Annotated in this window: 25 protein-coding genes; 23 read left to right on the forward strand and 2 right to left on the reverse strand. The window is 54.3% G+C overall.

Annotated elements, in window-relative coordinates; translation table 11 throughout:
- Positions 1–9: 9 nt before the first annotated feature.
- The 17 genes from ACTID9_RS09620 to yajC all read left to right on the forward strand — a co-directional run bounded on the left by ACTID9_RS09620 (position 10) and on the right by yajC (position 15,018).
- The gene (locus ACTID9_RS09620; RefSeq protein WP_441070987.1) at positions 10–603 is read left to right on the forward strand and encodes a BofC C-terminal domain-containing protein; all 594 of its coding nucleotides are present in this window, start codon (positions 10–12) and stop codon (positions 601–603) included.
- Positions 604–669: 66 nt separating this feature from the next.
- Positions 670–867: a hypothetical protein gene (locus tag ACTID9_RS09625; protein ID WP_441070989.1), complete on the forward strand. Its 198-nt coding sequence runs from the start codon at positions 670–672 to the stop codon at positions 865–867.
- Between the two features lie 146 nt (positions 868–1,013).
- On the forward strand, positions 1,014–1,514 hold the full coding sequence (ruvC, locus tag ACTID9_RS09630; RefSeq protein WP_441070991.1) for a crossover junction endodeoxyribonuclease RuvC: 501 nt from the start codon (positions 1,014–1,016) through the stop codon (positions 1,512–1,514).
- Entirely contained in the window at positions 1,511–2,128 is a 618-nt protein-coding gene (gene ruvA / locus ACTID9_RS09635) for a Holliday junction branch migration protein RuvA (RefSeq protein ID WP_441070993.1), read from the forward strand. Before ruvC ends, ruvA begins: the two co-directional genes overlap by 4 nt.
- 6 nt (positions 2,129–2,134) lie before the next feature.
- Complete coding sequence (gene ruvB, locus ACTID9_RS09640) at positions 2,135–3,133, forward strand: Holliday junction branch migration DNA helicase RuvB (protein ID WP_441070995.1); 999 nt, start codon at positions 2,135–2,137, stop codon at positions 3,131–3,133.
- Positions 3,130–3,348 carry a DUF2905 domain-containing protein gene (locus tag ACTID9_RS09645; RefSeq protein WP_441070997.1) on the forward strand — a complete coding sequence of 73 codons (219 nt, stop codon included), beginning with the start codon at positions 3,130–3,132 and terminating at the stop codon, positions 3,346–3,348. Before ruvB ends, ACTID9_RS09645 begins: the two co-directional genes overlap by 4 nt.
- 133 nt (positions 3,349–3,481) lie before the next feature.
- Positions 3,482–4,207 carry a M15 family metallopeptidase gene (locus tag ACTID9_RS09650; RefSeq protein ID WP_441070998.1) on the forward strand — a complete coding sequence of 242 codons (726 nt, stop codon included), beginning with the start codon at positions 3,482–3,484 and terminating at the stop codon, positions 4,205–4,207.
- 79 nt (positions 4,208–4,286) lie between these two features.
- Positions 4,287–5,906, forward strand: a complete 1,620-nt coding sequence (locus tag ACTID9_RS09655; protein ID WP_441070999.1) for an ABC transporter substrate-binding protein — start codon at positions 4,287–4,289, stop codon at positions 5,904–5,906.
- A gap of 29 nt (positions 5,907–5,935) precedes the next feature.
- Complete coding sequence (locus tag ACTID9_RS09660) at positions 5,936–6,940, forward strand: ABC transporter permease (RefSeq protein WP_441071001.1); 1,005 nt, start codon at positions 5,936–5,938, stop codon at positions 6,938–6,940.
- Between the two features lie 12 nt (positions 6,941–6,952).
- Positions 6,953–7,828: an ABC transporter permease subunit gene (locus tag ACTID9_RS09665; RefSeq protein WP_441071003.1), complete on the forward strand. Its 876-nt coding sequence runs from the start codon at positions 6,953–6,955 to the stop codon at positions 7,826–7,828.
- 13 nt (positions 7,829–7,841) lie between these two features.
- Entirely contained in the window at positions 7,842–8,813 is a 972-nt protein-coding gene (locus ACTID9_RS09670) for an ABC transporter ATP-binding protein (RefSeq protein ID WP_441071004.1), read from the forward strand.
- Between the two features lie 4 nt (positions 8,814–8,817).
- On the forward strand, positions 8,818–9,615 hold the full coding sequence (locus tag ACTID9_RS09675; RefSeq protein ID WP_441071006.1) for an ATP-binding cassette domain-containing protein: 798 nt from the start codon (positions 8,818–8,820) through the stop codon (positions 9,613–9,615).
- A complete protein-coding gene (locus ACTID9_RS09680) occupies positions 9,608–10,138 on the forward strand; it encodes an XRE family transcriptional regulator (protein ID WP_354092754.1) in 531 nt (176 codons plus the stop codon). Before ACTID9_RS09675 ends, ACTID9_RS09680 begins: the two co-directional genes overlap by 8 nt.
- A 151-nt stretch (positions 10,139–10,289) precedes the next feature.
- A complete protein-coding gene (locus tag ACTID9_RS09685) occupies positions 10,290–12,359 on the forward strand; it encodes a SpoIID/LytB domain-containing protein (RefSeq protein WP_441071009.1) in 2,070 nt (689 codons plus the stop codon).
- A gap of 42 nt (positions 12,360–12,401) precedes the next feature.
- Entirely contained in the window at positions 12,402–13,433 is a 1,032-nt protein-coding gene (gene queA, locus ACTID9_RS09690; protein ID WP_441071010.1) for a tRNA preQ1(34) S-adenosylmethionine ribosyltransferase-isomerase QueA, read from the forward strand.
- Between the two features lie 96 nt (positions 13,434–13,529).
- The gene (gene tgt, locus ACTID9_RS09695; RefSeq protein ID WP_441071012.1) at positions 13,530–14,660 is read left to right on the forward strand and encodes a tRNA guanosine(34) transglycosylase Tgt; all 1,131 of its coding nucleotides are present in this window, start codon (positions 13,530–13,532) and stop codon (positions 14,658–14,660) included.
- 37 nt (positions 14,661–14,697) lie between these two features.
- Positions 14,698–15,018, forward strand: coding sequence for a preprotein translocase subunit YajC (gene yajC, locus ACTID9_RS09700; RefSeq protein ID WP_441071014.1), 321 nt, complete (start codon positions 14,698–14,700; stop codon positions 15,016–15,018).
- A gap of 115 nt (positions 15,019–15,133) precedes the next feature.
- Here yajC and ACTID9_RS09705 read toward each other — a convergent pair whose 3' ends face one another.
- A complete protein-coding gene (locus ACTID9_RS09705) occupies positions 15,134–15,508 on the reverse strand; it encodes a TIGR04086 family membrane protein (RefSeq protein ID WP_441071016.1) in 375 nt (124 codons plus the stop codon).
- Positions 15,509–15,641: 133 nt separating this feature from the next.
- Here ACTID9_RS09705 and corA point away from each other — a divergent pair, with 133 nt between their 5' ends.
- The gene (corA, locus tag ACTID9_RS09710; protein WP_441071018.1) at positions 15,642–16,619 is read left to right on the forward strand and encodes a magnesium/cobalt transporter CorA; all 978 of its coding nucleotides are present in this window, start codon (positions 15,642–15,644) and stop codon (positions 16,617–16,619) included.
- Between the two features lie 142 nt (positions 16,620–16,761).
- The gene (locus ACTID9_RS09715) at positions 16,762–17,460 is read left to right on the forward strand and encodes a YetF domain-containing protein (protein WP_441072526.1); all 699 of its coding nucleotides are present in this window, start codon (positions 16,762–16,764) and stop codon (positions 17,458–17,460) included.
- Here the strand turns inward: ACTID9_RS09715 and spoVB are convergent.
- The gene (gene spoVB, locus ACTID9_RS09720; protein ID WP_441071020.1) at positions 17,457–19,037 is read right to left on the reverse strand and encodes a stage V sporulation protein B; all 1,581 of its coding nucleotides are present in this window, start codon (positions 19,035–19,037) and stop codon (positions 17,457–17,459) included. The two genes, ACTID9_RS09715 and spoVB, sit on opposite strands and share 4 nt — an antisense overlap.
- 113 nt (positions 19,038–19,150) lie before the next feature.
- On the opposite strand from spoVB, the gene ACTID9_RS09725 reads away from it, so the two are divergent.
- From ACTID9_RS09725 to ACTID9_RS09740, 4 genes are all read left to right on the forward strand, one after another.
- Positions 19,151–19,393 carry a post-transcriptional regulator gene (locus ACTID9_RS09725; protein ID WP_441072528.1) on the forward strand — a complete coding sequence of 81 codons (243 nt, stop codon included), beginning with the start codon at positions 19,151–19,153 and terminating at the stop codon, positions 19,391–19,393.
- A 99-nt stretch (positions 19,394–19,492) separates the two neighbouring features.
- The gene (gene secD / locus ACTID9_RS09730) at positions 19,493–20,728 is read left to right on the forward strand and encodes a protein translocase subunit SecD (RefSeq protein WP_441071021.1); all 1,236 of its coding nucleotides are present in this window, start codon (positions 19,493–19,495) and stop codon (positions 20,726–20,728) included.
- Positions 20,718–21,662: a protein translocase subunit SecF gene (gene secF / locus ACTID9_RS09735; protein WP_441071023.1), complete on the forward strand. Its 945-nt coding sequence runs from the start codon at positions 20,718–20,720 to the stop codon at positions 21,660–21,662. Before secD ends, secF begins: the two co-directional genes overlap by 11 nt.
- Before the next feature lie 136 nt (positions 21,663–21,798).
- Positions 21,799–22,716, forward strand: a complete 918-nt coding sequence (locus ACTID9_RS09740) for a cation diffusion facilitator family transporter (protein ID WP_441071025.1) — start codon at positions 21,799–21,801, stop codon at positions 22,714–22,716.
- Positions 22,717–22,742: the final 26 nt, after the last annotated feature.

The following is a 22,742-nucleotide window of genomic DNA, read 5'->3' on the forward strand; positions in this document are numbered from 1 at the left end:
TTCCTTTCGATGAAACAGCGCTATTCGTATTTATTTGTATGGTCGATCGCTTTGGTGATGGTGACCTCGGGTGTCACCGCCTATGTCATGACGAACACAAAGGAGACGATGTTCTCGCTGCCGTCTCTTCCGCAACTGCTGACCGGCCAGAAACCTGCGCCTGGCAAAGCGAAGGTGACGGAGCTGGTATTGGCCCACTCGTATTTGTGCGGTTCGCGCGATGAGGAGCGCAAGCCGGTGCTAAACGACTCCATTGACAAAATGCTCGGGGATTATGCCGGTTGGGAAATTATCGGGTACCAGAACGGCAAGCTGATGCTTTTGAAGCGGGAAAACGACATCTCGCCGCTGTGCAAGGAAAATGGCTATTTCGGGATCAACGAGGAAGACATTCTGACGCTTTTCAACGGGATGCCGAAGGAGAAGCAGGTGATCCAGACGTACTATCCGATTAATACCTCGCGCATGGAAGCAAGCCTGCCCAAGGAAGAGGTGGAAGCGCTGAAAAAAGGCATTCGCATCCGCGATCTGGCTGAGTACAACAGCGTGCTGTCGACGTTCGTCCATTTTCAGGCGGACGGAACGGTTTCGGGCGGTCATTGAAGGATAAGCCTGACCGATTCCAACCATACTAAGCGTGATACGGCGATCAAAAGGAGGAGTCTTTGCATGTCGACAATGCCTCGTGGCTCTTACAAAGACCAATTCCACCAGCGTTTGTATGTTCGGTTGAATGAAGGTGCGGCTCACGGAAAGCTCGACTATCGTCGGATGAATGTGATCCAGGAGCACATGCAGTCACAAGTGGACCAATTCGCCCATATGCAGCATGACCATGCGGATGAGCTCGGATTGAACAAACACTAATTGACGCCGTATCAAAAGCCTGGCTCGGTTTCGAGTCGGGCTTTTTCCTGTGGAAAGAAAAAGTCGCATCCAAATGCATGTTCGCTTTTCTAGCTGAATATGGTACAGTTAAGAAGAAATGAGAGAGACGTAACGGAGAGTGTTCCATGCGAATTTTGGGAATTGACCCCGGGATTGCGATTGTCGGTTTCGGGATCATCGAGAAACAGGGGAGTCAGCTGCGGCCGGTACAGTACGGCAGCATCCAGACGGAGGCGGGACTTCCGGTGCCGCTTCGCTTAAAGCAAATTTTCGAAGCGATGCAGAACTTGCTGGCTACCTATCAGCCGGACGAGATTTCTGTGGAGAAGCTGTTTTTTACCAAAAATGTGACAAACGGGATCACCGTCGGTCAAGCGCGCGGCGTCATTTTGCTGGCCGCCGAGCTGGCAGGGCTCCCGGTTTACGAATATACCCCGATGCAAGTGAAGCAGGCCGTGACCGGCTATGGCGGGGCGCAAAAAAAGCAAATCCAGGAGATGGTGCGCATCCTGCTGAAGCTGAAGGATACACCGAAACCGGATGACGTGGCGGATGCGATCGGCATTGCGATCACGCATGCGCAATTCAGCAATTATGTTCGATTATCGGAAGGTGCGAAAAAATGATCGATTTCGTGGAAGGTACCCTCGTTTATCTGGAATCTGAATTCGTTGTCGTTGAGACGGGCGGGATCGGCTATCGGCTGTTTTCGCCAAACCCGTACGCCTTTATCCAAAGCCAGGGGATGAAGCTGCGGTTTTTCACCCATCATCACGTGCGCGAGGATGCCATGCATCTGTACGGATTCGCCACCCGGGACGAGCGCGATTTGTACCGCAAGCTGCTGGAAGTGACCGGGATCGGGCCGAAAGGTGCCTTGACGATCATGGGCGCAGCCACACCTGAGGAGATCGTCCGTGCGATTCAACAGGAAAACGTGGCGTATTTGACCAAATTCCCCGGCATTGGGAAAAAGACCGCGCAGCGCATGATCCTCGATCTGAAAGACAAGCTGGCCGGCTACACGCCGTCGATGGTGCTGCCGGTGGATGGCGTCGCGGCCGCCGCTGCGCATAACGCCCATTCCAGCCTGACGGAAGCGCTGGAAGCGTTGGCGGCGCTCGGTTATACGGATATGGAAATGCTCAAGATCAAAAGCGAGCTTGCGGCCCAAGCGGAGGCGGGAGCCGATGTGGAGCGGTTGATTAAGCTGGGTCTCGCCCAGTTGATGAGGGGGTAGTGGAGCTTGGATGACCGAATCATTACCACCCATCTGAATTGGGAGGAAGATACGACGGAGTTCAGCCTGCGCCCGCGCTATCTTTCCGAATACATCGGACAGCAGCAGGCAAAGGAGAACCTGAAAATTTTTATCGAAGCGGCCAAGCTGCGCAAAGAGGCATTGGACCATGTGCTTTTGTACGGACCGCCTGGATTGGGCAAAACAACGTTGTCGCAAATCATCGCCAATGAGCTTGGCGTCAACATCCGCACAACCTCGGGACCGGCGATCGAGCGTCCGGGCGATTTGGCGGCGCTCTTGACCAACCTGCAGGAAGGCGACGTGCTGTTCATCGACGAAATTCACCGGTTGCAGCGAAGCGTGGAAGAGGTGCTGTATCCTGCGATGGAAGATTTTTGCCTCGATATTATCATCGGGAAAGGGCCGAGCGCCAGAAGCGTGCGGCTCGATTTGCCGCCGTTCACATTGGTGGGGGCGACGACGCGGGCAGGTCTTTTGTCGGCGCCGCTGCGCGATCGCTTCGGCGTAGTGAATCGGTTGGAATTTTACACAGTTGATGAGCTTGCCTTCATCGTCACCCGTGCCGCAGATATTTTGCAAATCGGCATTTCCGAGGGCGGGGCGGTGGAGATCGCCAAACGTTCGCGGGGGACTCCGCGTGTGGCAAACCGTCTGCTGAAGCGCGTCCGCGATTTCGCGCAAGTGCGTGGAGATGGTGTGATCACCAACGACATCGCGGATGAAGCGTTGCAGCGCCTTCAGGTGGATGCCTGCGGTCTCGATCATGTCGATCACAAACTGCTGTTGGCTATCATCGAAAAGTTCGCGGGCGGACCGGTCGGGCTGGATACGCTTGCCGCCACGATCGGGGAAGAGTCGCAGACGATCGAGGATGTGTATGAGCCGTACCTCATGCAAATCGGCTTCATGCAGCGAACGCCGCGCGGCCGTACCGCTACGATCAGCGCCTACCAGCATTTCGGGAAGGAGATGAGCAATTGAATCCTGTTGCCAAATTGCTGATTATCGGCGGAATTGTGCTCGTTGTCATCGGGTTGCTCTGGCAGATCGGCGGTCGTTTTTTACCGTTGGGCCGCTTGCCCGGGGATATCGTCGTGGAAAAGGAAAACATGCGCTTCTACTTTCCGGTGGTCACGTGTATTGTCATCAGCGTGTTGCTCTCTTTGGCAAGCTATCTGTTCAAGCTGTTTAAATAAAAGCATCGAAACCGGCCGATTCTGCGGCTGGTTTTTTTGTATTTGGCTTTTGACAAATGGGATTCATTTAATTAAAAACATTTGCAGTTTACTAAAAAATAAAAATTATTTAGAATAAAGGAAAATCAATGGTATGGAGTTGACGATTGTGAAAGGGATGCCGATACCAGAACGTCTCGATCAGCGAAACAAGCGCCAGCTGGATTCTTGTGTGGCGATTGCAGAGTGTGGGGAGCCGCTCCGTTCCATCACCGGGTTGTCGCCGCGGATTCAGTCGTATCCGTATTACCGAAAGCTTGGCTTCAAGGCGGCGCTGACCGACTGTTATGTGCGAGAAGGCGTTGCAAAACGCCTTGTGGAGGCGGCCGGGCTTTTGCCGGAAGGGTACTCGCTCGTCATCTGGGACGGATGGCGACCGTATGAGCTGCAGCAGGAGCTGTACGACCGATACCGCGACGTGTTGATCGGTCAAGGCTGGACAGATGGCGAAGCGTTGAGGCAGGAGGTGACCAAGTTTGTGGCGCTGCCCTCCGTCAATCCGGATCAGCCTGCGCCTCATTTGACGGGCGGTGCAGTCGACTTGACGATCGCCGGCCCGGATGGGTGGCTCGACATGGGGACGGAGTTTGATGAATTTTGTCCAAAGGCGAGAACACGTTATTTTGAATCGCTGAAGAACCCGACGCCAGCCGAGGCAGCGGTCAGGGAGAATCGGCGCTTGCTGTTCCATGTCATGCGGGAGGCCGGTTTTACCAATTATCAGGAAGAGTGGTGGCATTTCGATTACGGGAATCCGCGATGGGCGGCCCAGAAAAACGCCCAACCGATCTATAAAGGAATTTTAACGATGGAGGAATAAAAAATAGATTGAATTTTGGCATAGTTTTCAATATATTTAATTTATCATCAATATATGAAAATAACAGGGGGAGTTCTACGTGAAAAGGAAATGGCTACCTTCACTGCTCAGTCTGGCAGTGGCTGCTTCATTCGGGCTGGCCGGCTGTAGCAGTTCGACACCAGCGCCTGCCCAGGATCAATCGAAACCGGCGGAGCAATCGGCCCAACCGGCGCAGCCTTCTGCCAATGCCGTGCCGTCCGATACGCTGGTTGTGGCGATCAGCTCTGACCAAGGCACGCTCGATCCGGCGGTCACGATGGACAACAGCGCATGGGCAATCACGTATTACGCGTATCAGCGCCTTGTCGAGTACGATGGAGCCACATCGGAAGTGAAACCCGGCTTGGCAAAAGAATGGAAAGTTAGCGATGACGGGCTGAAGTGGACCTTTACGCTGCAAGACGGGAATACGTTTGCAGACGGAACGCCGGTCACCGCGGATGCGGTCAAATTTTCCTTTGACCGGATCTTGAACATCAAAAAAGGGCCGTATGACGTCTTCAGCGTGATCAAGGAAGTGAAGGTCGATTCGCCGACATCCGTCACGTTCGTCCTGTCCAAAAACTTCCCGCCGTTCCTCTCGACACTTGCAGCCAACTACGGCAGCATCGTCAATCCGAAGGTGAAGGAAAAAGAACAGAACGGCGACCTGGGACAAGCATTCCTGGCGAGCAATACGATGGGAAGCGGCGCCTATGAGCTGTCGGAATGGAAAAAGGGCGAATATTTCAAATTGATCGCCAATCCGAAAGCGAAAACACAGCCCGCACTGAAAACCGTTTATTTCAAAATCATTCCGGACGCGACGGCACAGCGTTTGCAGCTGGAACAAGGTGAGGTCGACATTGCGGAAGGCATCCCGGTTGAGCAGCTCAAGTCGCTCAAAGAGTCGCCTGCCATCGATTTGATTCAAAAGCCGAGCCTGTTCGTCGATATCGTGTACCTGAACACTTCCAAAGGCAATCCGGCCCTGAAAAATCCGAAGGTGCGCCAAGCGTTGAGCTACGCGATCGACTACGATGCCTTGACAAGCTCGGTTCAGGAAGGCTTTGCGACGCAGATGCGCGGCCCAATCCCGCAGGGGATGTGGGGACATGACGACAATGCGATGCAATACAAGCATGATGTGGAAAAAGCGAAAGCGCTGCTTGCGGAAGCGGGCGCGAGCAATTTGACGCTCGATCTGCTGTATTCGGACAACAAGCCGTGGTGGGAAACCGAAGCGTTGACGATCCAGGCATTTTTGGCTGATGTCGGCGTCAAAGTGAATTTGAAGAAAATTGCGTATGCGACAGCGCGTGAAATGATTGACAAAGGTGAATTCGACTTGTGCCTGGGTGTATGGAGCCCAGACTTTGCGGATCCGTTCATGTTCATGAACTACTGGTTCGACTCCAACAACTTCGGTCTGGCTGGCAACCGCGCTTTCTACAAAAACGACAAAGTGGACCAGCTGGTTCGCCAGGCTGCGACGACTAACAACAAAGACGAGCGCACGAAATTGTATCAGGAAGCGCAAAAAATCGTCATCGACGAAGCGCCTTACATCTATCTGTATCAAAAAGATTACATCGTGCCGATCAGCAAGAAATTGAAAGGATTCGTCTACAACCCGATGCTGGAAAACATGTACAACCTGCCAGACCTCTCCAAGTAACCGGGTAATCGAATGCAAGGGGTGTCACCATGAAGCAATTGATCGCGAAACGACTTGGACTACTCGCATTCGTGTTGGTGGGAGTGACATTGATCACGTTTTTCATGTCGCATGTCATTCCCGGCGACCCGGCGCGGATGATGGTCGGACAGCGTGCTAGTGAGGAAACCCTGCAGGAAGTTCGTCGACAATTGGGCCTGGATCAACCGATCTGGGTCCAATATTTCACGTACATGAGCGGGCTTTTTACAGGCGACTTTGGAACCTCGATCCGCACGCAAAAACCGGTACTCGACGATTTGATCGCATTTTTTCCCGCCACGCTTGAGCTTGCGTTAACCGCCTTCGTCCTTGCGATTTTGGTCGGCGTGCCGATCGGGATTTTATCGGCGGTAAAAAAAGACACGGGGTATGACCATTCAGGCCGGTTCTTTTCCATTGCTGGCGTATCGACACCGGTATTTTGGAGCGGGCTGGTCGGCATTCTGATCTTTTATAAATTTTTAGGCTGGCTGCCATCGAGCGGAAGGCTTGATTTCGCTGTGGCGCCGCCGACCAAGATCACCGGGCTGTACGTGTTGGACAGCCTGTTGACGGGCAATATGGCCGCGCTGAAAAACAGCTTGTGGCACTTGATCCTGCCTGCGCTCACCTTGTCCTTCGCACAGCTCGCCGTCGTCTCGCGCCAGGTGCGTGCAAGCATGCTTGAGGTGTTGGGCCAGGAGTACATCCGCACGGCACTGGCAAACGGGATCGGCGGCGCCACGCTGCTTTACCGCTACGCGCTGCGCAACGCCCTGATCCCGACGATTACGGTCGTCGGCTTGTCCTTCGGCTCCCTGCTCGGGGGCGCCGTCGTGACGGAAACGATCTTTGGCTGGCCGGGAATGGGCAAATATGTGGTGGAATCGATTGCGTTCCTCGATTTTCCGTCGATTATGGGCTTCACGTTTGTCATCGCATTTGGCTACGTCTTGATCAACCTGCTCGTCGATCTCGCATACTACATGCTCAATCCGCAAATCAAACAGTAGGGGGAGAGACAGGTGTCTACAGAAGTCGTTGTGCAAGTTCCGCAAAAACGCAAGGCTGTCAATCCATTCTGGTTCAAACTGAAGAAAAATCCGTTAACGCTCGCAGGGCTTTCCGTCATCGTGCTGATTTTGCTCGCATCCGTTTTCGCCCCGCTGATCACTTCCTATGATCCGACGAAAATCAACATCATCGAGCGGTTTGGCGCCCCAAGTGCCAAGCACTGGTTTGGGACCGATGAAGTTGGGCGCGACATTTTTACCCGAATCTTGTACGGTGCCCGCCTGTCGCTTGGCGTCGGGGTGGCCGTCGTTCTCGGGGCCGGTTTTTTCGGCACGCTGATCGGGGCGATCTCCGGGTATTTCGGCGGGCGCGTCGATCAGGCGATCATGCGGGCGATGGATATGATTCTCGCCTTTCCGTCACTCGTGCTCGCAATGGCGGTCGCAGCGACGCTGGGGCCTAATCTGCAAAATGCGATGATCGCGATCGCCATTGTAAAAATTCCGGTTTATGTGCGACTGGCACGTGCCGAAACGCTGGTGCTGCGTGAAAAGCTGTACGTCCAGGCGGCCATCACCTTCGGCCTCTCTTCCTGGCGGATCATTTTCAAGCACATCATTCCCAATGCAATCTCTCCTGTCGTCATACAGGTTACGCTAGATATCGGCGATGCGATATTGGTGGTCGCCACGCTTGGGTTCCTCGGTCTGGGAGCGCAGCCGCCGACACCCGAATGGGGGGCCATGATCAGCATCGGCTGGAAATACTTGCTCGATTACTGGTGGTACCCTACGTTTCCGGGGCTCGCGCTGTTCCTCGCCTCCTGTGGGTTCAATTTGATCGGCGATGGCATCCGCGACATTCTCGATCCGAAAAACAACCGTTGAAAGGAGGAGCCGCATGCTGCTGTCGATCCAGAATTTGTCCGTTTCCTTTACCTCGATGCAAGACCAGATCAAGGCGCTGCATCAAGTCTCGCTTTCCATCGACCGCGGGGAGATCGTAGGGATCGTGGGGGAGTCCGGCTCGGGCAAATCCGTTACCGCGCTTACCGTCCTCGGACTTCTTGAACGCAATGCGAAAATTACCGAGGGCGAAATCATCTACAATGGCCAAAATGTTCTCACGCTTCCGCCAAAAGAGCTGCATGCGCTGCGGGGCAAGCAGATCGGCATGGTGTTTCAGGAGCCGATGACCGCGCTGCACCCGACGATGAAAATCGGTGACCAGCTGGCAGAGGTTATTCGCCGCCACCGCAATCTGTCCAAAAAAGAGGCGTATGCACAAGCCGTGAAAAGCTTGGAAGAGGTGCATATTCGCGAGCCGCAGCTGGTGGCGCGAAAATACCCGTTTGAACTGAGCGGCGGGATGCGCCAGCGCGTGGTGATTGCGCTGGCAATGGCGGCCCCGCCTGATTTATTGATCTGCGACGAACCGACGACAGCGCTGGATGTCACGATCCAGCACGAAATTCTCAAGCTGATGAAAGAACTGTCCAAAACCCGTGGCACAGCCATCATGTTCATTACGCACGACTTGGGCGTCGTAGCGGAAGTTTGCCATCGGGTGGCGGTCATGTATGCGGGGGAGGTTGTAGAAACCGGCGAAACCAAGGCGGTGCTCGCTGATCCGCAGCATCCGTATACCCGCTCCTTGATCGGGGCGCTTCCCGACCTGACCGATCCGGATCAGCCGCTGCAATCCATTGCGGGCGAAATCCCCAATCTGCGCAACCGGCCACAAGGCTGCATCTTCGCGTCGCGCTGCGAGTATGCCGATGAGCGCTGCCGCCGCGAGCGGCCGGAATTGAAATCCTGGAACGAGACAGCAGGGGCGAATCACGGTCATCTGGCTGCTTGTTGGTTGAGGTGATACGATGGAACCACTCATTCAATTGTCCAACATACAAAAAGTGTTCGGCAGCGGCAGCCAGCAGGTAACCGCAGTAAGCGATGTGAGCTTTGACATCTATCCGGGTGAGACATTCGGATTGATTGGTGAGTCGGGCTCGGGGAAGAGCACGCTGGGGAAAATGCTGATCGGATTGGAAGCGCCCACCCAAGGCGACATCCTTTATGCCAAGGGGCGGCTGTGGCAAGGAGGCGCCTTTAAACGGCAGCGGCCGGGCGAGGTCCAGATCGTGTTCCAGGACCCGCAATCCTCGCTTGATCCGCGCATGCGGGTAAAAGACATTGTGCTTGAGCCGCTATTGGCTCTGCCCGCTGCGCAGAGAAGGGAAAAAGCGGAGCCGCGAAGACTTGGCGAACTGATTACCCGTGTCGGATTGAAAGAGGAGCATCTGTCCCGTTACCCGCACGAATTCAGCGGCGGGCAGCGGCAGCGCATCGCCATCGCGCGGGCGCTCGTGTCCGATCCCCAATTTGTCGTGCTGGATGAGCCGACCTCCGCGCTGGACGTATCGGTTCAGGCGCAGGTTCTCAACTTGCTCAAGGAATTGAAGCGGGAGCGCAACCTGACCTACTTGTTCATCTCGCACAACATGGCGGTGATCCGCTACATGTGCGACCGGATGGCTGTCATGTACAAAGGCAAAATCGTTGAGGTCGGGGCGTCACGGCAAATTTTTCAGGCGCCTGCCCACGATTATACGAAAACGCTGCTGTCCTCTCTGCCAAGCATGTTCGCCGATCGCGAGGAGCCGAGCCATGTTTAACGGGGCGGAGGTACGGCAGCTGCGCCAACAAAAAAGGCTGACCTTGCAAAATCTGGCGGACAAGACCTCGCTCAGCGTCAGTCTGCTCTCGCAAATTGAACGAGGTTTGGTCGATCCGACCATCAGCACATTCTGGAAAATCTGTTCGGCGCTCGATGTGCCGATCAACCATTTTTTTCAGCTGCCGCCGGAGCAAGATCCGGTCATTCGCAAAGACCAGCGGAAAATCATCGAGTTGGCGGAGACCAATGTCAAATATCACGTGCTCACACCGATCCAGCAGGGGAAGATCGAGTTTTTGCTGGTGGAGATCGAGCCGGGCGAGATCGTGCAGCCGGAGCTTGTCGCACACTCGGGGGAAGAATGCGGCTTTGTGCTCCAAGGCGAATTGAAGGTCATGCTTGACGATCGGGAATACCACTTGCATGAGGGGGACAGCATCGGGTTTCCCAGCACGCACCCGCATCGCTACCTCAATCCAGGGAAAAAAACATCCATCTCGATTTGGGCGCGCGCCACATAGGCGCGCTTTTTTGTGTGTTTCACGACGCAAGCGGCATCTGCGCAACCGCGCCGTGGGCAGGAGAATGGGGAACGATGTCGAAAAAAGAGGAGGAGATTCTTGGTAAACTTGCGCTTTTCGCAACAATGACACGACAGAAAGGAAGAAGCACATGCGGAACAAATGGATCGGGAAGGCCGCTTTGTTGGCAAGCGCACTTTCCCTGGCGATTCCTTGCGGCACAACCGGAGTTGCGGCAAAAGCCGATGAAATCCGCGTCGCTTTATTTATCGATGCAGGAGTCGGCTATCGCGGCGTCGTACCGGCCGTCACGCTGTCGAGTGACAGCGGGCTTGCGATGGAGCTGCAATCCGAGTCGGGGGATGTTTCCTTGCCTGACATGCCGGGGAATGCAGCGCGGTTCAAGGTCGACCAGCTGCAGGTGACGCTCATCGAAACGCCGAGCAAGAGCGAAGCGCAGCGGATCGCCACCCTCGCGGCGCAAAAGAAACTCGATGCGTCCATTCAGGTGGAAGGGAACGATGCGCAGCCATTCTACCGCGTCGTTAGCGGATCATTTGAAAGCTATCAGGCTGCCCAGACGCATGCGCAAAAAGCGAAGGCGCTCGGCGTAGCCCCCAAAATAACGGGACCGTACCATTTGGATGCCGGACAATACGGCAGCCTGAAAGAAGCGGCCCAGATCGAGGCCGTGTTTGAATCAGCGGGAGTACCGGCGCACGTGGTTCTGGTGCCGACAGGAAAGAACAAAGCGGGCTACGGCGTATGGGTCGGGAGTGAAGTAAACAAGGATTCATTGGCAAAGCTGAGCGTAACCGCTTCAGCGGTGCTGCCGACGATTTCCTACCGGACGGCAACCGCGCAAAGCTATGTGCTGGTAAACCGCGAGCTGTCCGGCGGCTCGACCATCTATCAGTACGCGTTCGCACCGCAGTCTACGCTCGTCGTAGAGCCTGACAAAGGCGGCGGCACACCGCTCATCGGCGTTTTGGAGCGGGACAAGCGGAAATATCGCGGCCACTTTGAGCTGTCCAGGTACAACGGCTATTTGACGGTGGTCAACCAATTGCCGGTGGAGGAGTATTTGTACGGCGTTGTTGGCTCCGAGATGGCCACCGGCTGGCCGCTCGAAGCGTTGAAGGCGCAGGCGGTGCTGGCGCGGACGAAGGCGATGAGCCAGCCGAACAAGTACAAGGTTGCGGACGTTTCCGATACGGTGAACGAGCAGGCGTACTATGGCTATACGAAGGAAGCGGCCGATATTCGCAGGGCGGTGGACCAGACGGAAGGCGAGGTCATTCGTTACAACGGCAAGCTGGTCGAAGCCCTCTACTATTCCAATGCTGGCGGCATTACGGCGGACGGCACGGAAGTGTGGGGCAATCCGGTTCCGTACACACACGTCGTAGAGAGTGAGGATGCAGCTCCGCAGGCGACGGCAATCATGTGGTACCGTGTCGAGCTTGCGGACGGGACCATTGGCTATATTCGTTCCGATTATGTCACGATCAGCGGGACCAATTCGCTCGGTTTGCAGACGGGGATCGTCAATACGGATAACCTGAACTTCCGCAACGGACCGAGCGCGACCTACAACAAAGTGCTGCAAACGCTATCGATCGGGACAGCGGTCACGATCATCAGCGAAGAACCCGAGGAAAACGCCTATTCATGGACGCGCGGCCCGTATACGGCGCAAGAAGTGACCACGATGATCAACAACAGCAAGGCAGGCAGCTTTTCCTCCCCGATCAGCACGCTCACCGTATCCGAAAGAGGGCCGTCCGGACGCGTAATCGCGATGGAAGCGGACGGACGCGAGCTTACAGTTTCGTCACCGGACGCGCACCGCTCCATATTCAAGCAGGGTGACAGCTCGCTGCGCAGCACGCGGTTTACGGTGGAGGAGCTGGGTGGCTTCACCATGGTCGGCGCGAACGGGCGGGTGAGCCAGGCAAAAGGATCGGGCCAGCTGTATGCGATCAGCGGCAGCGGATACGGAACAATGCCTGCGAACGGATTCAGCGATGATTTTGTTGTCTATACTGGTTCTAGCGAGTGGAGTGTCTTATCCAAAACGAAAAAATTCCTGTTCCGCGGGAACGGGTTCGGCCATGGCCTTGGCGTTTCCCAATACGGAGCGAAAGCAATGGCGGAGCAAGGGCTGGATTACAGACAAATTCTCGAGTATTACTACAACGATATTACGATCGGCGAGTAACGCAAGCCGTTCACGACATAAATGACAGATGGGAGCATCAACATGGACGTAACGCAATTTGACTTTGATTTGCCAGAGCGCTTGATTGCCCAGCACCCGCTGGCGGACCGCAGCGCGTCGCGGCTGCTTGTTTTGCACAAACAGACCGGAGCGGTTGAGCATCGCAAATTCACCGACCTGATCGATTACTTGCGCGAAGGCGATGTGCTGGTTTTAAACGACAGCCGCGTGTTGCCGGCGCGATTGATCGGCGTGAAGACGGATACCGGCGCAAACATCGAGGTACTGCTCTTGAAATCATTGGGGGATGACCGCTGGGAAACGCTCGTCAAACCAGGCAAGCGGGTGAAGCCGGGAACGGAGATCAGCTTTGGCGACGGACTGCTTCGGGCCGTATGCGAATCATCGACAGAAACGGGCGGGCGGATCATCCGCTTCTCCTATGAAGGAATTTTCTATGAGCTGCTCGATCGTCTCGGCTCCATGCCGCTGCCGCCGTATATTCATGAGCAACTCGAAGATCGGGAGCGCTACCAGACCGTATACTCGCGGGAGCTGGGATCGGCGGCAGCCCCAACGGCTGGCCTGCATTTTACGAAAGACTACTTGCAGCGGCTGGAGCAAAAAGGCGTCCAGCTCGCCTACATCACGCTTCACGTAGGTCTGGGCACGTTCCGGCCGGTGAGTGCCGATACGGTCGAGGAGCACGTGATGCATGCCGAATACTATGAAATTCCGGAGGAAACGGCACGGATCGTCAATGCCGCGAAAAGCGAGGGGCGACGCGTGATCGCAGTCGGGACGACATCGTGCCGGACGCTGGAGACAGTCGGAAAAGCACACGGCGGCAAGCTGGCGGCCGAATCGGGCTGGACGGACATCTTCATCTACCCAGGCTATCAGTTCAGCATCATCGATGGCATGATCACCAATTTCCATTTGCCGAAATCGACCCTGGTCATGCTGATCAGCGCGCTTGCCGGGCGGGAAACGATCTTGAACGCGTATCGCGAAGCGGTCGAGCAAGAATACCGGTTCTTCAGCTTTGGCGACGCGATGCTGATTAACCCGTAGCATTTCCCTTGTACTTCTGTTCGCAAACCACTATAATAGATAAGAATTGGGTTATATTTCTAACGAAGAATTTGGTACTTCAAGGAGTTGCAAAACGTGGCGGTACGGTACGAATTGATTAAAACTTGCAAGCAAACGGGAGCGCGTCTGGGCAAGCTGCATACGCCTCATGGAACGATAGATACACCGGTTTTCATGCCGGTCGGCACACAGGCAACCGTAAAAACGATGAGTCCGGAAGAGATCAGCGAAATGGGAGCAGGCATCCTGCTGAGCAATACATACCACTTGTTTTTGCGTCCGGGACACGAGATCGTCCGGGAAGCGGGCGGCTTGCACAAATTCATGAACTGGCCTGGCGCCATTTTGACCGACAGCGGCGGCTTCCAGGTGTTCAGCTTGAGCAAGCTCCGCAAAATTACCGAGGAAGGCGTTTCCTTCCGTTCGCACCTGAACGGCGAGTCGCTGTTCATCGGGCCGGAAGAAGCGATGAACATTCAAAACGCGCTCGGCGCCGACATCATCATGGCTTTTGATGAATGCGCGCCGTACCCGGCTGATTATGATTATGTGAAACAGTCGATGGAGCGGACAACCCGCTGGGCGGAACGCTGCCTCACCGCGCATGGGCGCAAAGCGGACCAGGCGCTGTTCGGCATCGTGCAGGGCGGCATGTATCACGATTTGCGTGCGCAAAGCGCGCGCGACCTCGTTTCGCTCGATTTCCCGGGCTACGCGGTCGGCGGCCTGAGCGTCGGGGAGCCGTTCCCGCTGATGTATGAGGTGCTGGAGAGCACGGTTCCGCTGCTTCCTGGCAACAAACCACGCTATTTGATGGGGGTAGGTTCCCCGGATGCGCTTGTGGAAGGCGCGATTCGCGGAATCGACATGTTTGACTGCGTGCTGCCGACACGCATTGCCCGCAACGGGACATGCATGACAAGCCAGGGGCGTCTGGTCATCCGCAACGCCAAATTCGCCCGCGATTTCGGCCCGCTTGATCCGGAGTGCGACTGCTACACATGCCGCAACTATTCGCGCGCATACTTGCGCCATCTGATCAAGGCGGAGGAGACGTTTGGCATCCGTTTGACCACGTACCACAATCTGTACTTCCTCATCAAGCTGATGGAGCGAGTCAGACAAGCAATTGCAGAAGATCGGCTGGGCGATTTCCGCGACCAGTTTTTTGCTCAATACGGATTGGGCGAGAATAGATCCTTTTAAACCTTCATTTTCGTAAAATGACCGAGGAGGAATTTTCATGCAAGGGATTCAACAGTTTTTACCAATCATCATCATGTTCGCGATCTTCTACTTTTTGCTGATTCGTCCTCAGCAAAAACGCAACAAAACGCGCAATATGATGCTGGCATCGCTGAAAAAAGGCGACAAAGTGGTAACGATCGGCGGCATGCACGGCACGATCCAGGAAATCAACGATCAATCCGTGACGTTGCGCATCGCGCACAACGTGAATGTCACGTTTGACCGCGGCGCAGTGAATGCTGTTTCCTCCGCTTCTACTGCAACGGAAAGCGCACCTGCGCAAGCGACAGAGGCGGCCAAGGAAGAAAGCAAATAATCGTCAGTGAACCAGCCCCTGCTGTCAGAGTGCAGGGGCGATTTTTTGGCGGAAAGAGAATAAACGCGAAGCAAAAAAGGCAGATGAGCGTGCGGCTCGTCTGCCTTTTTTTTTGCTACCTTCTGTTCGAGCTGGTGTTGACGCCGAACATGCCGCCGATCGCGGCGAGTACGAATGCGCCGATCAAGTAAAACAGCGTTTTCAGCGAAAGCGGTGTATCGAGGCCGAGATAGCCGATCAAGATGACGAACAGGAAGTAAAACAGTCCGGTGATGCCTCCATAATACCAGCCTCTTCCTCCGCATTTGCGTCCGGTGATGAAGCCGCCGACCAACAGCCCGAGCACGTTGATGACATACGTAAAGTAGGGAAGCGAGCTTTCGCGCAGATTGGTAAACGACAACAGCACAGCCGTGAGTAGCGAACCGGTTAAGACCAGAGCAAACGTGAAGATCAGCCCGGTCATGACAGAGGTGGATGTACTGCGCACGTGGGAATCCCTCCTTGTCTCCCATTGGGTTTGTACCATCTTATGAGAGGCTGGGCCTAGGTATTCATTCTCGGATTGAACAATAGAAAGATTTTTCGTATGATGGATGAGGAACCAGACGGGGGTGAACGAAATGATCAAAACGTACTTTTATAATCATTCGGAAAAGAAGATGCACCACGATGTCGATCTGACGCAAAAGGACAGCTTTCTTCGCGCTCCGGAAGATTTGCTGTGGATCGATCTGTACGATGTGGGAAACAATGAGCTGCAATATATCGCCAAAATATTCGACTTCCACCCGCTGGCGATTGAAGACTGTCTGCATGTGAGCCCGCGTGCGAAAGTGGACAATTACGAGGATTATTATTTTTTCGTATTCCACGGCCTGCGCTATAATGAAGAAAGCGACAATGAGATTACGACGGCTGAGCTGAATGTCTTTTTGGGCCCGAATTACCTGGTCACCATCCACAAGTCGCCGATGAATACAATCGGGCGGATTGCGGCTGCCTGCCATCGCAGCAATGCGTTTTTAAACCGGGGACCGGACTATCTGCTGTATGCGATTGTGGACGGCATCACAGATGAGGTGTTTCCGATTATGGACCGGATCAGCGTACGTATCGATGAGCTGGAAGACGAGATTTATGAGCACCAGATGGAGGAGATCACCGAGGAATTCCTGGCTTTGAAACGGACGATCATTCTGATCCGAAGGGTCATCATGCCGCAGAAGCGAATATTCGCCAATGTGAATGGAAAATATTCGTTTGATATAAATGAAGACAATATCCCCTTTTACACGGATTTGACGGACCACCTGGAGCGAATATCGGAGTCGGCCGAGACGTTCCGCGACCTCGTAAACAGCGCCCTGGATACGTATTACACGATCATCAGTGCGAAAACGACCGAGATCATGCGCGTCCTGACGATCATTTCGACGATCATCCTGCCGCTCACGTTTGTTACCGGACTATTCGGGATGAACACGTTTGCCTGGATGGGGGAAAAGGCGGAGCCGATCATGCTGATCATCGCGGTTGTCGTGATGCTGGTCATGACGCTTGCGATGCTCTATATTTTCAAGAAAAGAAAATGGATCTAGCAGAGGAAGCAGGTTCGCAGTCTCTCGCGAAAAAACAGTAGGGGAAAAGGAAACGCATAGCTTGAGGCGCTTTCGACAAGACTAAACTCGATTCTTTTTCGGGGGGAGGCGTGAGTCGAAAGTGGAATTGATCACGATTTTGATGCGTACCCTTTTCACCTACTTTTTTATATTGGTGCTCCTGCGGGTGATGGGCAAGCGGGAATTGGGCAAGCTGTCCGTTTTTGATGTCGTCATTTCCATCATTCTCGCAGAACTGGCTTCGCTCGGGATTGAAAATGTGGACAAGCCGGCGATGCATTTCTTGCTGCCGATGCTGTTGATCGCGCTGTTGGAAGTGGGTGCCGCCATGCTTTCGCTGAAAAGCAAAAAATTCCGGGATGTCGTCGATGGTTCTGCTGACATGATCATCGAGAACGGCGAGATTCGCGAGGACGCGATGCGGCGCAACCGGATGAATTTGGATGACTTGATGGTGCATTTGCGCCAGAAAAATATCAAAAACCTGGCAGACGTCGAGTTTGCCCTGCTGGAGCCGACGGGTCAGATGAGCGTTTTTCCAAAACGGGACAAGGAACCGTTGACGAAAGGGGATATTCGCGGACCTTCGACGCAGCCCCAAACGACGGGCGTTTCCTTCAGCGGCTTGCCAATCCCGTTGGTCATGGATGGGAAAGTCAGGCAGGAAGCGCTCCGAAAAGTCGGCAAAAATACGTTTTGGCTGAAACAGGAGCTGCGCAAGCACGGGATCAAGGACGTGAAGCAAGTCTCTTTTTGCAGCATCGACAATCGCGGCATCTTGTTCATCGATAAAAAAGATGGCCCCCGTCCAAAAAGTTAGCGACGGGGGAAAAAGACGGCCAGCTGATCGCCGATCCACGGGATTCGTTTGACATCCTGTTTGCCGAGGATGCGCATGGCTACCAGCAGTCCGACATACAGCGTCGTTCCGCAAACGCTTGCGATCAACAACGTTTTCGCAAGCGCAAGATGGGGCAGCCAGTGCGTCGCTATATAGGAGCTGGCGTAGCCCATCGCGACCATCGATGCGCCAATTTTCAGGAATTCCGTCACCTGGATGGTGAAGCCGATCCCTTTCATCAAGCTGGCAAAATGGAGCATGGTCACGAGCGTAATCGAAAGGTTGAGCGAAATGACCGTTCCGTGAATGCCAAACGAGGGCTGCATGGTCAGAAGCACCATGGCGGCCGTTTTGACTACCGCCCCGATCAAGGTGTTGCGGAACACGACATTGGCATGGTCGAGTCCTTGCAATGCTGAGGCGAGCGGGGCCTGAAAGAACAGGAATACGGAGAACGGAGCCATTTGGCGCAGCAAGACGCCGACATCCGGATGACCGTACAGCAGCGTGCAGAGCGGTTCGGCAAATACATACAGCAGGACGGTGAACGGCGCGCCGATCACAAGCGAGATGCGCATCGCCTGGTAAATGCGCCGATGGACGAGCTGTGCTTTTTTCTGGTAGGCCGCTTCTGCGACCGCCGGCATGAGAGAAATGGACAGGGAGTAGGTCAAAAACGTCGGAAACAGCAGCAACGGCACCGCCATGCCGGCAAATTGTCCATATAACCCGGTCGCCTGGGCCGTCGTCGCACCGGAGAAGATCAAGGCAAACGGGACCAGCATCGGCTCCAGCACGTACGCGATCGATCCGACCAACCGGCTCATTGTGACGGGCAGCGAAACGTGAAAAAGCTCGTTGAATCGTTCTCTATTTTGTGACAATGAAGCAAAAAGCGGCGTTTTCAACAGCTTTTCGGTCGTGTGGACGGTTGCGCGCTTTGTCTGCCACAGCATGTAGAGAAGACCGGCACCTTCGCCAAACAAAATCGATAACACGGCGCCCGCTGCGGCATATTCCACGCCTTTTCCAAGGAAAGCGATCGTGATGACGCCGACGAAAAGAAGGCGAATGACCTGCTCGACCAGCTGGGAAACGGCTGTCGGCACCATGTTTTGCTTCCCTTGGAAATAGCCGCGCAATACGGCGGACACGCTCGCGATGGTGACGACAGGGAGTGCCGCAAGCAAGACGAGATAGGCACGTTTGTCTGCAAACATGAAACTTGTCACCCAGTTGGCCGTAAAAAACAGGATCAGGGTGATGGCAACGCTAAAGGTGATCGTGGCCGCGAGCGACAGGAGCAAGTACCGGCGCGATTTGTTGGAATCGCCCGCTGCTTCCGATTCGGCCACTTGCTTGGCGATTGCGACCGGCAATCCAAAGGTGGTGAGGGTAATCATAAAATAGAGAAGCGGCACAACCATCTGATACAATCCCATGCCCTCCGCCCCGATGATGCGGGAGAGGACGATGCGATTGGCAAAGCCGAGAATTCTGGTAACTGCACCTGCGGCGATTAAGATCACCGCGCCATAAAAGAACGATTGTCGCATACAAAGGTCCTTTCTGTATTGAGTAGTGGCTTTTCCACTTGTTCTTACTGTAAGGATATGGACGTGCCGGGCTTGGCATGACTAATTTGAGAGGAGAGAGGATAGCGATGGGCATGGAACTTCCGTTTGGTGACCTCTATGAAGAGCTGCGAGACCTGTGCAGGAGCAAAGCAGAGGAATTTTCCTTATTGGGTTATGAAAATATTGGGCCGCAGGATATTTGGAAATGTGTAGCGGGACAATACAAGCAAATCCCGGCGATGCACCAGTTGGTAAACGATATTCTCTCCTTGAAAATAACCAAATATATGAACTATGTGATGATCGCCATGTACAAAAATCCGGACTCGATTTGACACCGATTTTTCTGCTTGGCTATAATGGGCATGTTGGTTACGGAATTATCGGGATTGTGAACCAGCGAGAGCTGTGAGGGAAAGGGGCATATTAGAGAGATGATTAAATGGAGCAGATTTCTGCTCTTCCTCGTCGTGGTCGGATTATTGGCTACCTTGGTCGGAACGACGACGGGGAATGTGGCAAGCAATATCAAATTGGGCTTGGACTTGCAGGGCGGATTTGAGATCCTGTACAAAGTTGAGCCGCTCGAGGGCAAAGCGGTCAATACCGATTTGCTCAAGGCAACCGCAAAAATGGTAGAGAAGCGCGTAAACATCGGGGGCGTCGCCGAACCGGATGTCACGATCGAGCTGCCGGACCGGATTCGCGTGAAAATTGCTTCAGCCAAAGCGAGCCAGGAAGAATTGCGCAGCATCATCGGGAAACCGGCTGTGCTGACGTTCCGCGATGAATCGGGCAAAACCGTGCTGAACGGAAGCGATTTGGCTGCCAACGGCGCAGGAGTCGGGTTTGACGATCTGAAACGCCCGCTGGTTACGTTGAAATTCGCGAATCCAGAAAAGTTTGCAGAAGTGACAAGAGTCAACCTGAAAAAGAAAGTTGCCATCTATCTGGATGAAAATATGCTGACTGACCCGACCATTCAATCGGTGATCACTGGCGGAAGCGCGCAGATTACCGGGAATTACACCGTTGAATCGGCGCAGCAGCTGGCTGATATTTTGAACTCCGGTGCCCTTCCTGCCAAGCTGACGGAAATGCAGGTAACGTCTGTAGGAGCAAGCCTTGGTGCGATGGCGCTGCAAAAAACGATTTATGCCGGTTACATCGGCGCGGCGCTGATCGTTGTGTTTATGCTCGTCGTGTACCGCATGCCTGGTATGATCGCGAACATTGCGCTCGCAGGCTTCACGTATTTTTGTATGCTGGTCCTCGACTGGATGAATGCGACGCTGACCCTGCCAGGGATCGCGGGCTTCATTTTGTCGGTCGGGATGGCGGTCGACGCGAATATCATCACCTTTGAGCGGATTCAGGAAGAGATTCGTTCGGGGAAAACCATCCTTTCGGCTTTCCGTGCTGGACAACGCCGTTCGTTCATCACGATTATCGACGGACACGTGACAACCATGATCGCGGCTGCAGTTCTGATGTATTTCGGGACAAGCTCCATTCAAGGCTTCGCGATCATCCTGATTATGACGATCATCGTCAGCATCATCACCAATGTGTTCTTCTCGCGCCTTTTGCTCTGGATGGTCATTCGCGCCAACATGTTTAAGAAACCGTTCTGGTACGGAGTAAAGGAGAGTGACATCGGTGAGCTCTAAGAAGCTGGATCATGAAGATGTCATCAAGTTTGACATTGTTAAAAACAGACGCAAATTTTACGCCTTGTCCGGGGTGATCCTGGTCGTCGGGCTTATCATCATGATGGTGTTCGGCCTCAATTTGGGGGTAGACTTCAAAGCGGGGACACGACTCGATCTGTTTATCGGCAAAGATTTCAACACAGAAGATGTTCACAAGATCATCGAAGAAAAAGCACCGGGCTATCACGCATCCATCGTGACCAAGTTCGGTGACAAGAATCAGTCGGCAACCACTCGCTTTGACCAAAAAGTACCGTCCAAGCAGCTGGAGGACATTGAAACGGCGATGAAAGCGAAATACGGCAACCAGGTAACGAAGCAAGAGTCGTCCGTAGACCCGTCCATCGCGAAAGAGCTGGCGTGGAAAGCAGGGGTGGCACTCGCGATCGCCTCTGTCGGGATCGTGATCTACATTGCGTTCCGCTTCCAGTTCCTGTTCGGGATCGCCTGCATCATCTCGCTTTTGCACGATGCGTTCATTCCGATCGCGCTGTTCTCCGTTTTCCGTCTGGAAGTGGATCTGACGTTCATCGCGGCGATTTTGACGATCGTCGGTTACTCGATCAACGATACCATCGTTATCTTTGACCGGATCCGCGAAAACTTGCGTACGATGAAAGCAAAAACGCCGGAAGACCTTGAGCATCTGGTCAACGTGAGCCTCTGGCAAACGATGCGCCGCTCGGTCTTTACCGTTGCGACGGTATTCTTCACAGCGCTGGCGATTGCGCTTTTGGGTGGCGAAGGAATCCGCAATTTCTCACTTGCCCTTATTTTCGGTCTGGTGAGCGGTACCTATTCTTCCATCTTTATCGCTGCACAAGTGTGGGTAACGTTGAAAAAACGCGAAATGGCCCGCAAAAAATTTGCTCCGACCCCGAACGAAGGGTAAGACATTCTCCCGCAGGTGGACATCACCTGCGGGTTTTTCGTTTTGTGACGCTTGCGGCTTCGCGAAGATTTTTGCAAACGAGGAAAGGAAATCGCTCCATCGTGATAAACTATCTGGGAGAAAGGGGAGTACATTCATGGACGATCGTTTGGCAAAAGCCCAGTTTGGCGCCTGGGTGGGAATTATCGGCAACATTTTGTTGACCGCCATCAAGTGGGTGATCGGCTACGCGGCCAATTCGCGTGCGTTGATCGCCGACGCTGCCCATTCCGCCTCGGATGTCGTCGGGTCTGTCGCTGTGCTCATCGGGCTTCGCGCCGCCGAACGACCGCCAGACAAGGACCACCCTTACGGACACGGGAAAGCGGAATCTGTCGCTTCCATCATCGTCTCCGTCCTGCTGATGCTGGTCGGTTTTGAAATCGGGTACGGTTCGATCGAATCGCTGTTCAAGCCGTTGCAGGCGCCCGACATGCTGGCGGTATGGGCGGCGATCGGCTCGATGATCGTCAAGGAAGCCATGTTCCGCTACAAATACAATCTGGGCAAAAAATTAAACAGCCAGTCGCTGATCGCCAACGCATGGGAGCACCGCTCGGACGTCTATTCTTCATTCGCCGCGCTGATTGGCATCGGCGGCGCCATATTCGGCGCGAAATGGCATGTAGGCTGGATGCTGTATCTCGACCCGGTGGCAGGCATATTCGTATCCTTGCTCGTCTTGAAGATGGCGTACGATATTTTGATGGAGTCGATCCACAGCACGCTCGACCATGTCTTGCATGAGGAACAGACAGCTCCGCTGCGCGACTCGATCCGCTCGGTAGAAGGCGTGCTCCGCGTCGATGAGCTGCGCGCACGGGAGCATGGCCATTATCAGATCGTCGATGTGAAAATCAGCGTGAATCCGCATATCACCGTGGAGGAAGGGCACCGGATCGGCAAGCAGGTGAAGCATGATTTGCTCACCCGGTTCAAAGAAGTGCGCGATGTGTTCGTCCACATCAATCCGTTTGATCCGACCGAAAAAGGGCACGAACAGAAGTCGGAATAACGTACATACAGTTCCGTTTTGCAAGC

It is taken from the genome of Brevibacillus fluminis, from assembly GCF_052072235.1.
Classification (GTDB): Bacteria; Bacillota; Bacilli; order Brevibacillales; family Brevibacillaceae; genus Brevibacillus_D; species Brevibacillus_D fluminis_A.

What these genes read in the sequence shown, in the direction of transcription:
- ACTID9_RS09660 (WP_441071001.1), top strand. Translation starts at nt 5,936, where the DNA reads ATGAAGCAATTGATCGCGAAACGACTTGGACTACTCGCATTCGTGTTG.
- ACTID9_RS09685 (WP_441071009.1), top strand. Translation starts at nt 10,290, where the DNA reads ATGCGGAACAAATGGATCGGGAAGGCCGCTTTGTTGGCAAGCGCACTT.
- secD (WP_441071021.1), top strand. Translation starts at nt 19,493, where the DNA reads ATGATTAAATGGAGCAGATTTCTGCTCTTCCTCGTCGTGGTCGGATTA.
- ACTID9_RS09725 (WP_441072528.1), top strand. Translation starts at nt 19,151, where the DNA reads ATGGAACTTCCGTTTGGTGACCTCTATGAAGAGCTGCGAGACCTGTGC.
- ruvA (WP_441070993.1), top strand. Translation starts at nt 1,511, where the DNA reads ATGATCGATTTCGTGGAAGGTACCCTCGTTTATCTGGAATCTGAATTC.
- ACTID9_RS09715 (WP_441072526.1), top strand. Translation starts at nt 16,762, where the DNA reads ATGCGTACCCTTTTCACCTACTTTTTTATATTGGTGCTCCTGCGGGTG.
- ACTID9_RS09625 (WP_441070989.1), top strand. Translation starts at nt 670, where the DNA reads ATGTCGACAATGCCTCGTGGCTCTTACAAAGACCAATTCCACCAGCGT.
- ACTID9_RS09680 (WP_354092754.1), top strand. Translation starts at nt 9,608, where the DNA reads ATGTTTAACGGGGCGGAGGTACGGCAGCTGCGCCAACAAAAAAGGCTG.
- ACTID9_RS09650 (WP_441070998.1), top strand. Translation starts at nt 3,482, where the DNA reads ATGGAGTTGACGATTGTGAAAGGGATGCCGATACCAGAACGTCTCGAT.
- ACTID9_RS09740 (WP_441071025.1), top strand. Translation starts at nt 21,799, where the DNA reads ATGGACGATCGTTTGGCAAAAGCCCAGTTTGGCGCCTGGGTGGGAATT.
- yajC (WP_441071014.1), top strand. Translation starts at nt 14,698, where the DNA reads ATGCAAGGGATTCAACAGTTTTTACCAATCATCATCATGTTCGCGATC.
- corA (WP_441071018.1), top strand. Translation starts at nt 15,642, where the DNA reads ATGATCAAAACGTACTTTTATAATCATTCGGAAAAGAAGATGCACCAC.
- queA (WP_441071010.1), top strand. Translation starts at nt 12,402, where the DNA reads ATGGACGTAACGCAATTTGACTTTGATTTGCCAGAGCGCTTGATTGCC.
- ACTID9_RS09670 (WP_441071004.1), top strand. Translation starts at nt 7,842, where the DNA reads ATGCTGCTGTCGATCCAGAATTTGTCCGTTTCCTTTACCTCGATGCAA.
- spoVB (WP_441071020.1), bottom strand. Translation starts at nt 19,037, where the DNA reads ATGCGACAATCGTTCTTTTATGGCGCGGTGATCTTAATCGCCGCAGGT.
- ACTID9_RS09675 (WP_441071006.1), top strand. Translation starts at nt 8,818, where the DNA reads ATGGAACCACTCATTCAATTGTCCAACATACAAAAAGTGTTCGGCAGC.
- ACTID9_RS09620 (WP_441070987.1), top strand. Translation starts at nt 10, where the DNA reads ATGAAACAGCGCTATTCGTATTTATTTGTATGGTCGATCGCTTTGGTG.
- ruvC (WP_441070991.1), top strand. Translation starts at nt 1,014, where the DNA reads ATGCGAATTTTGGGAATTGACCCCGGGATTGCGATTGTCGGTTTCGGG.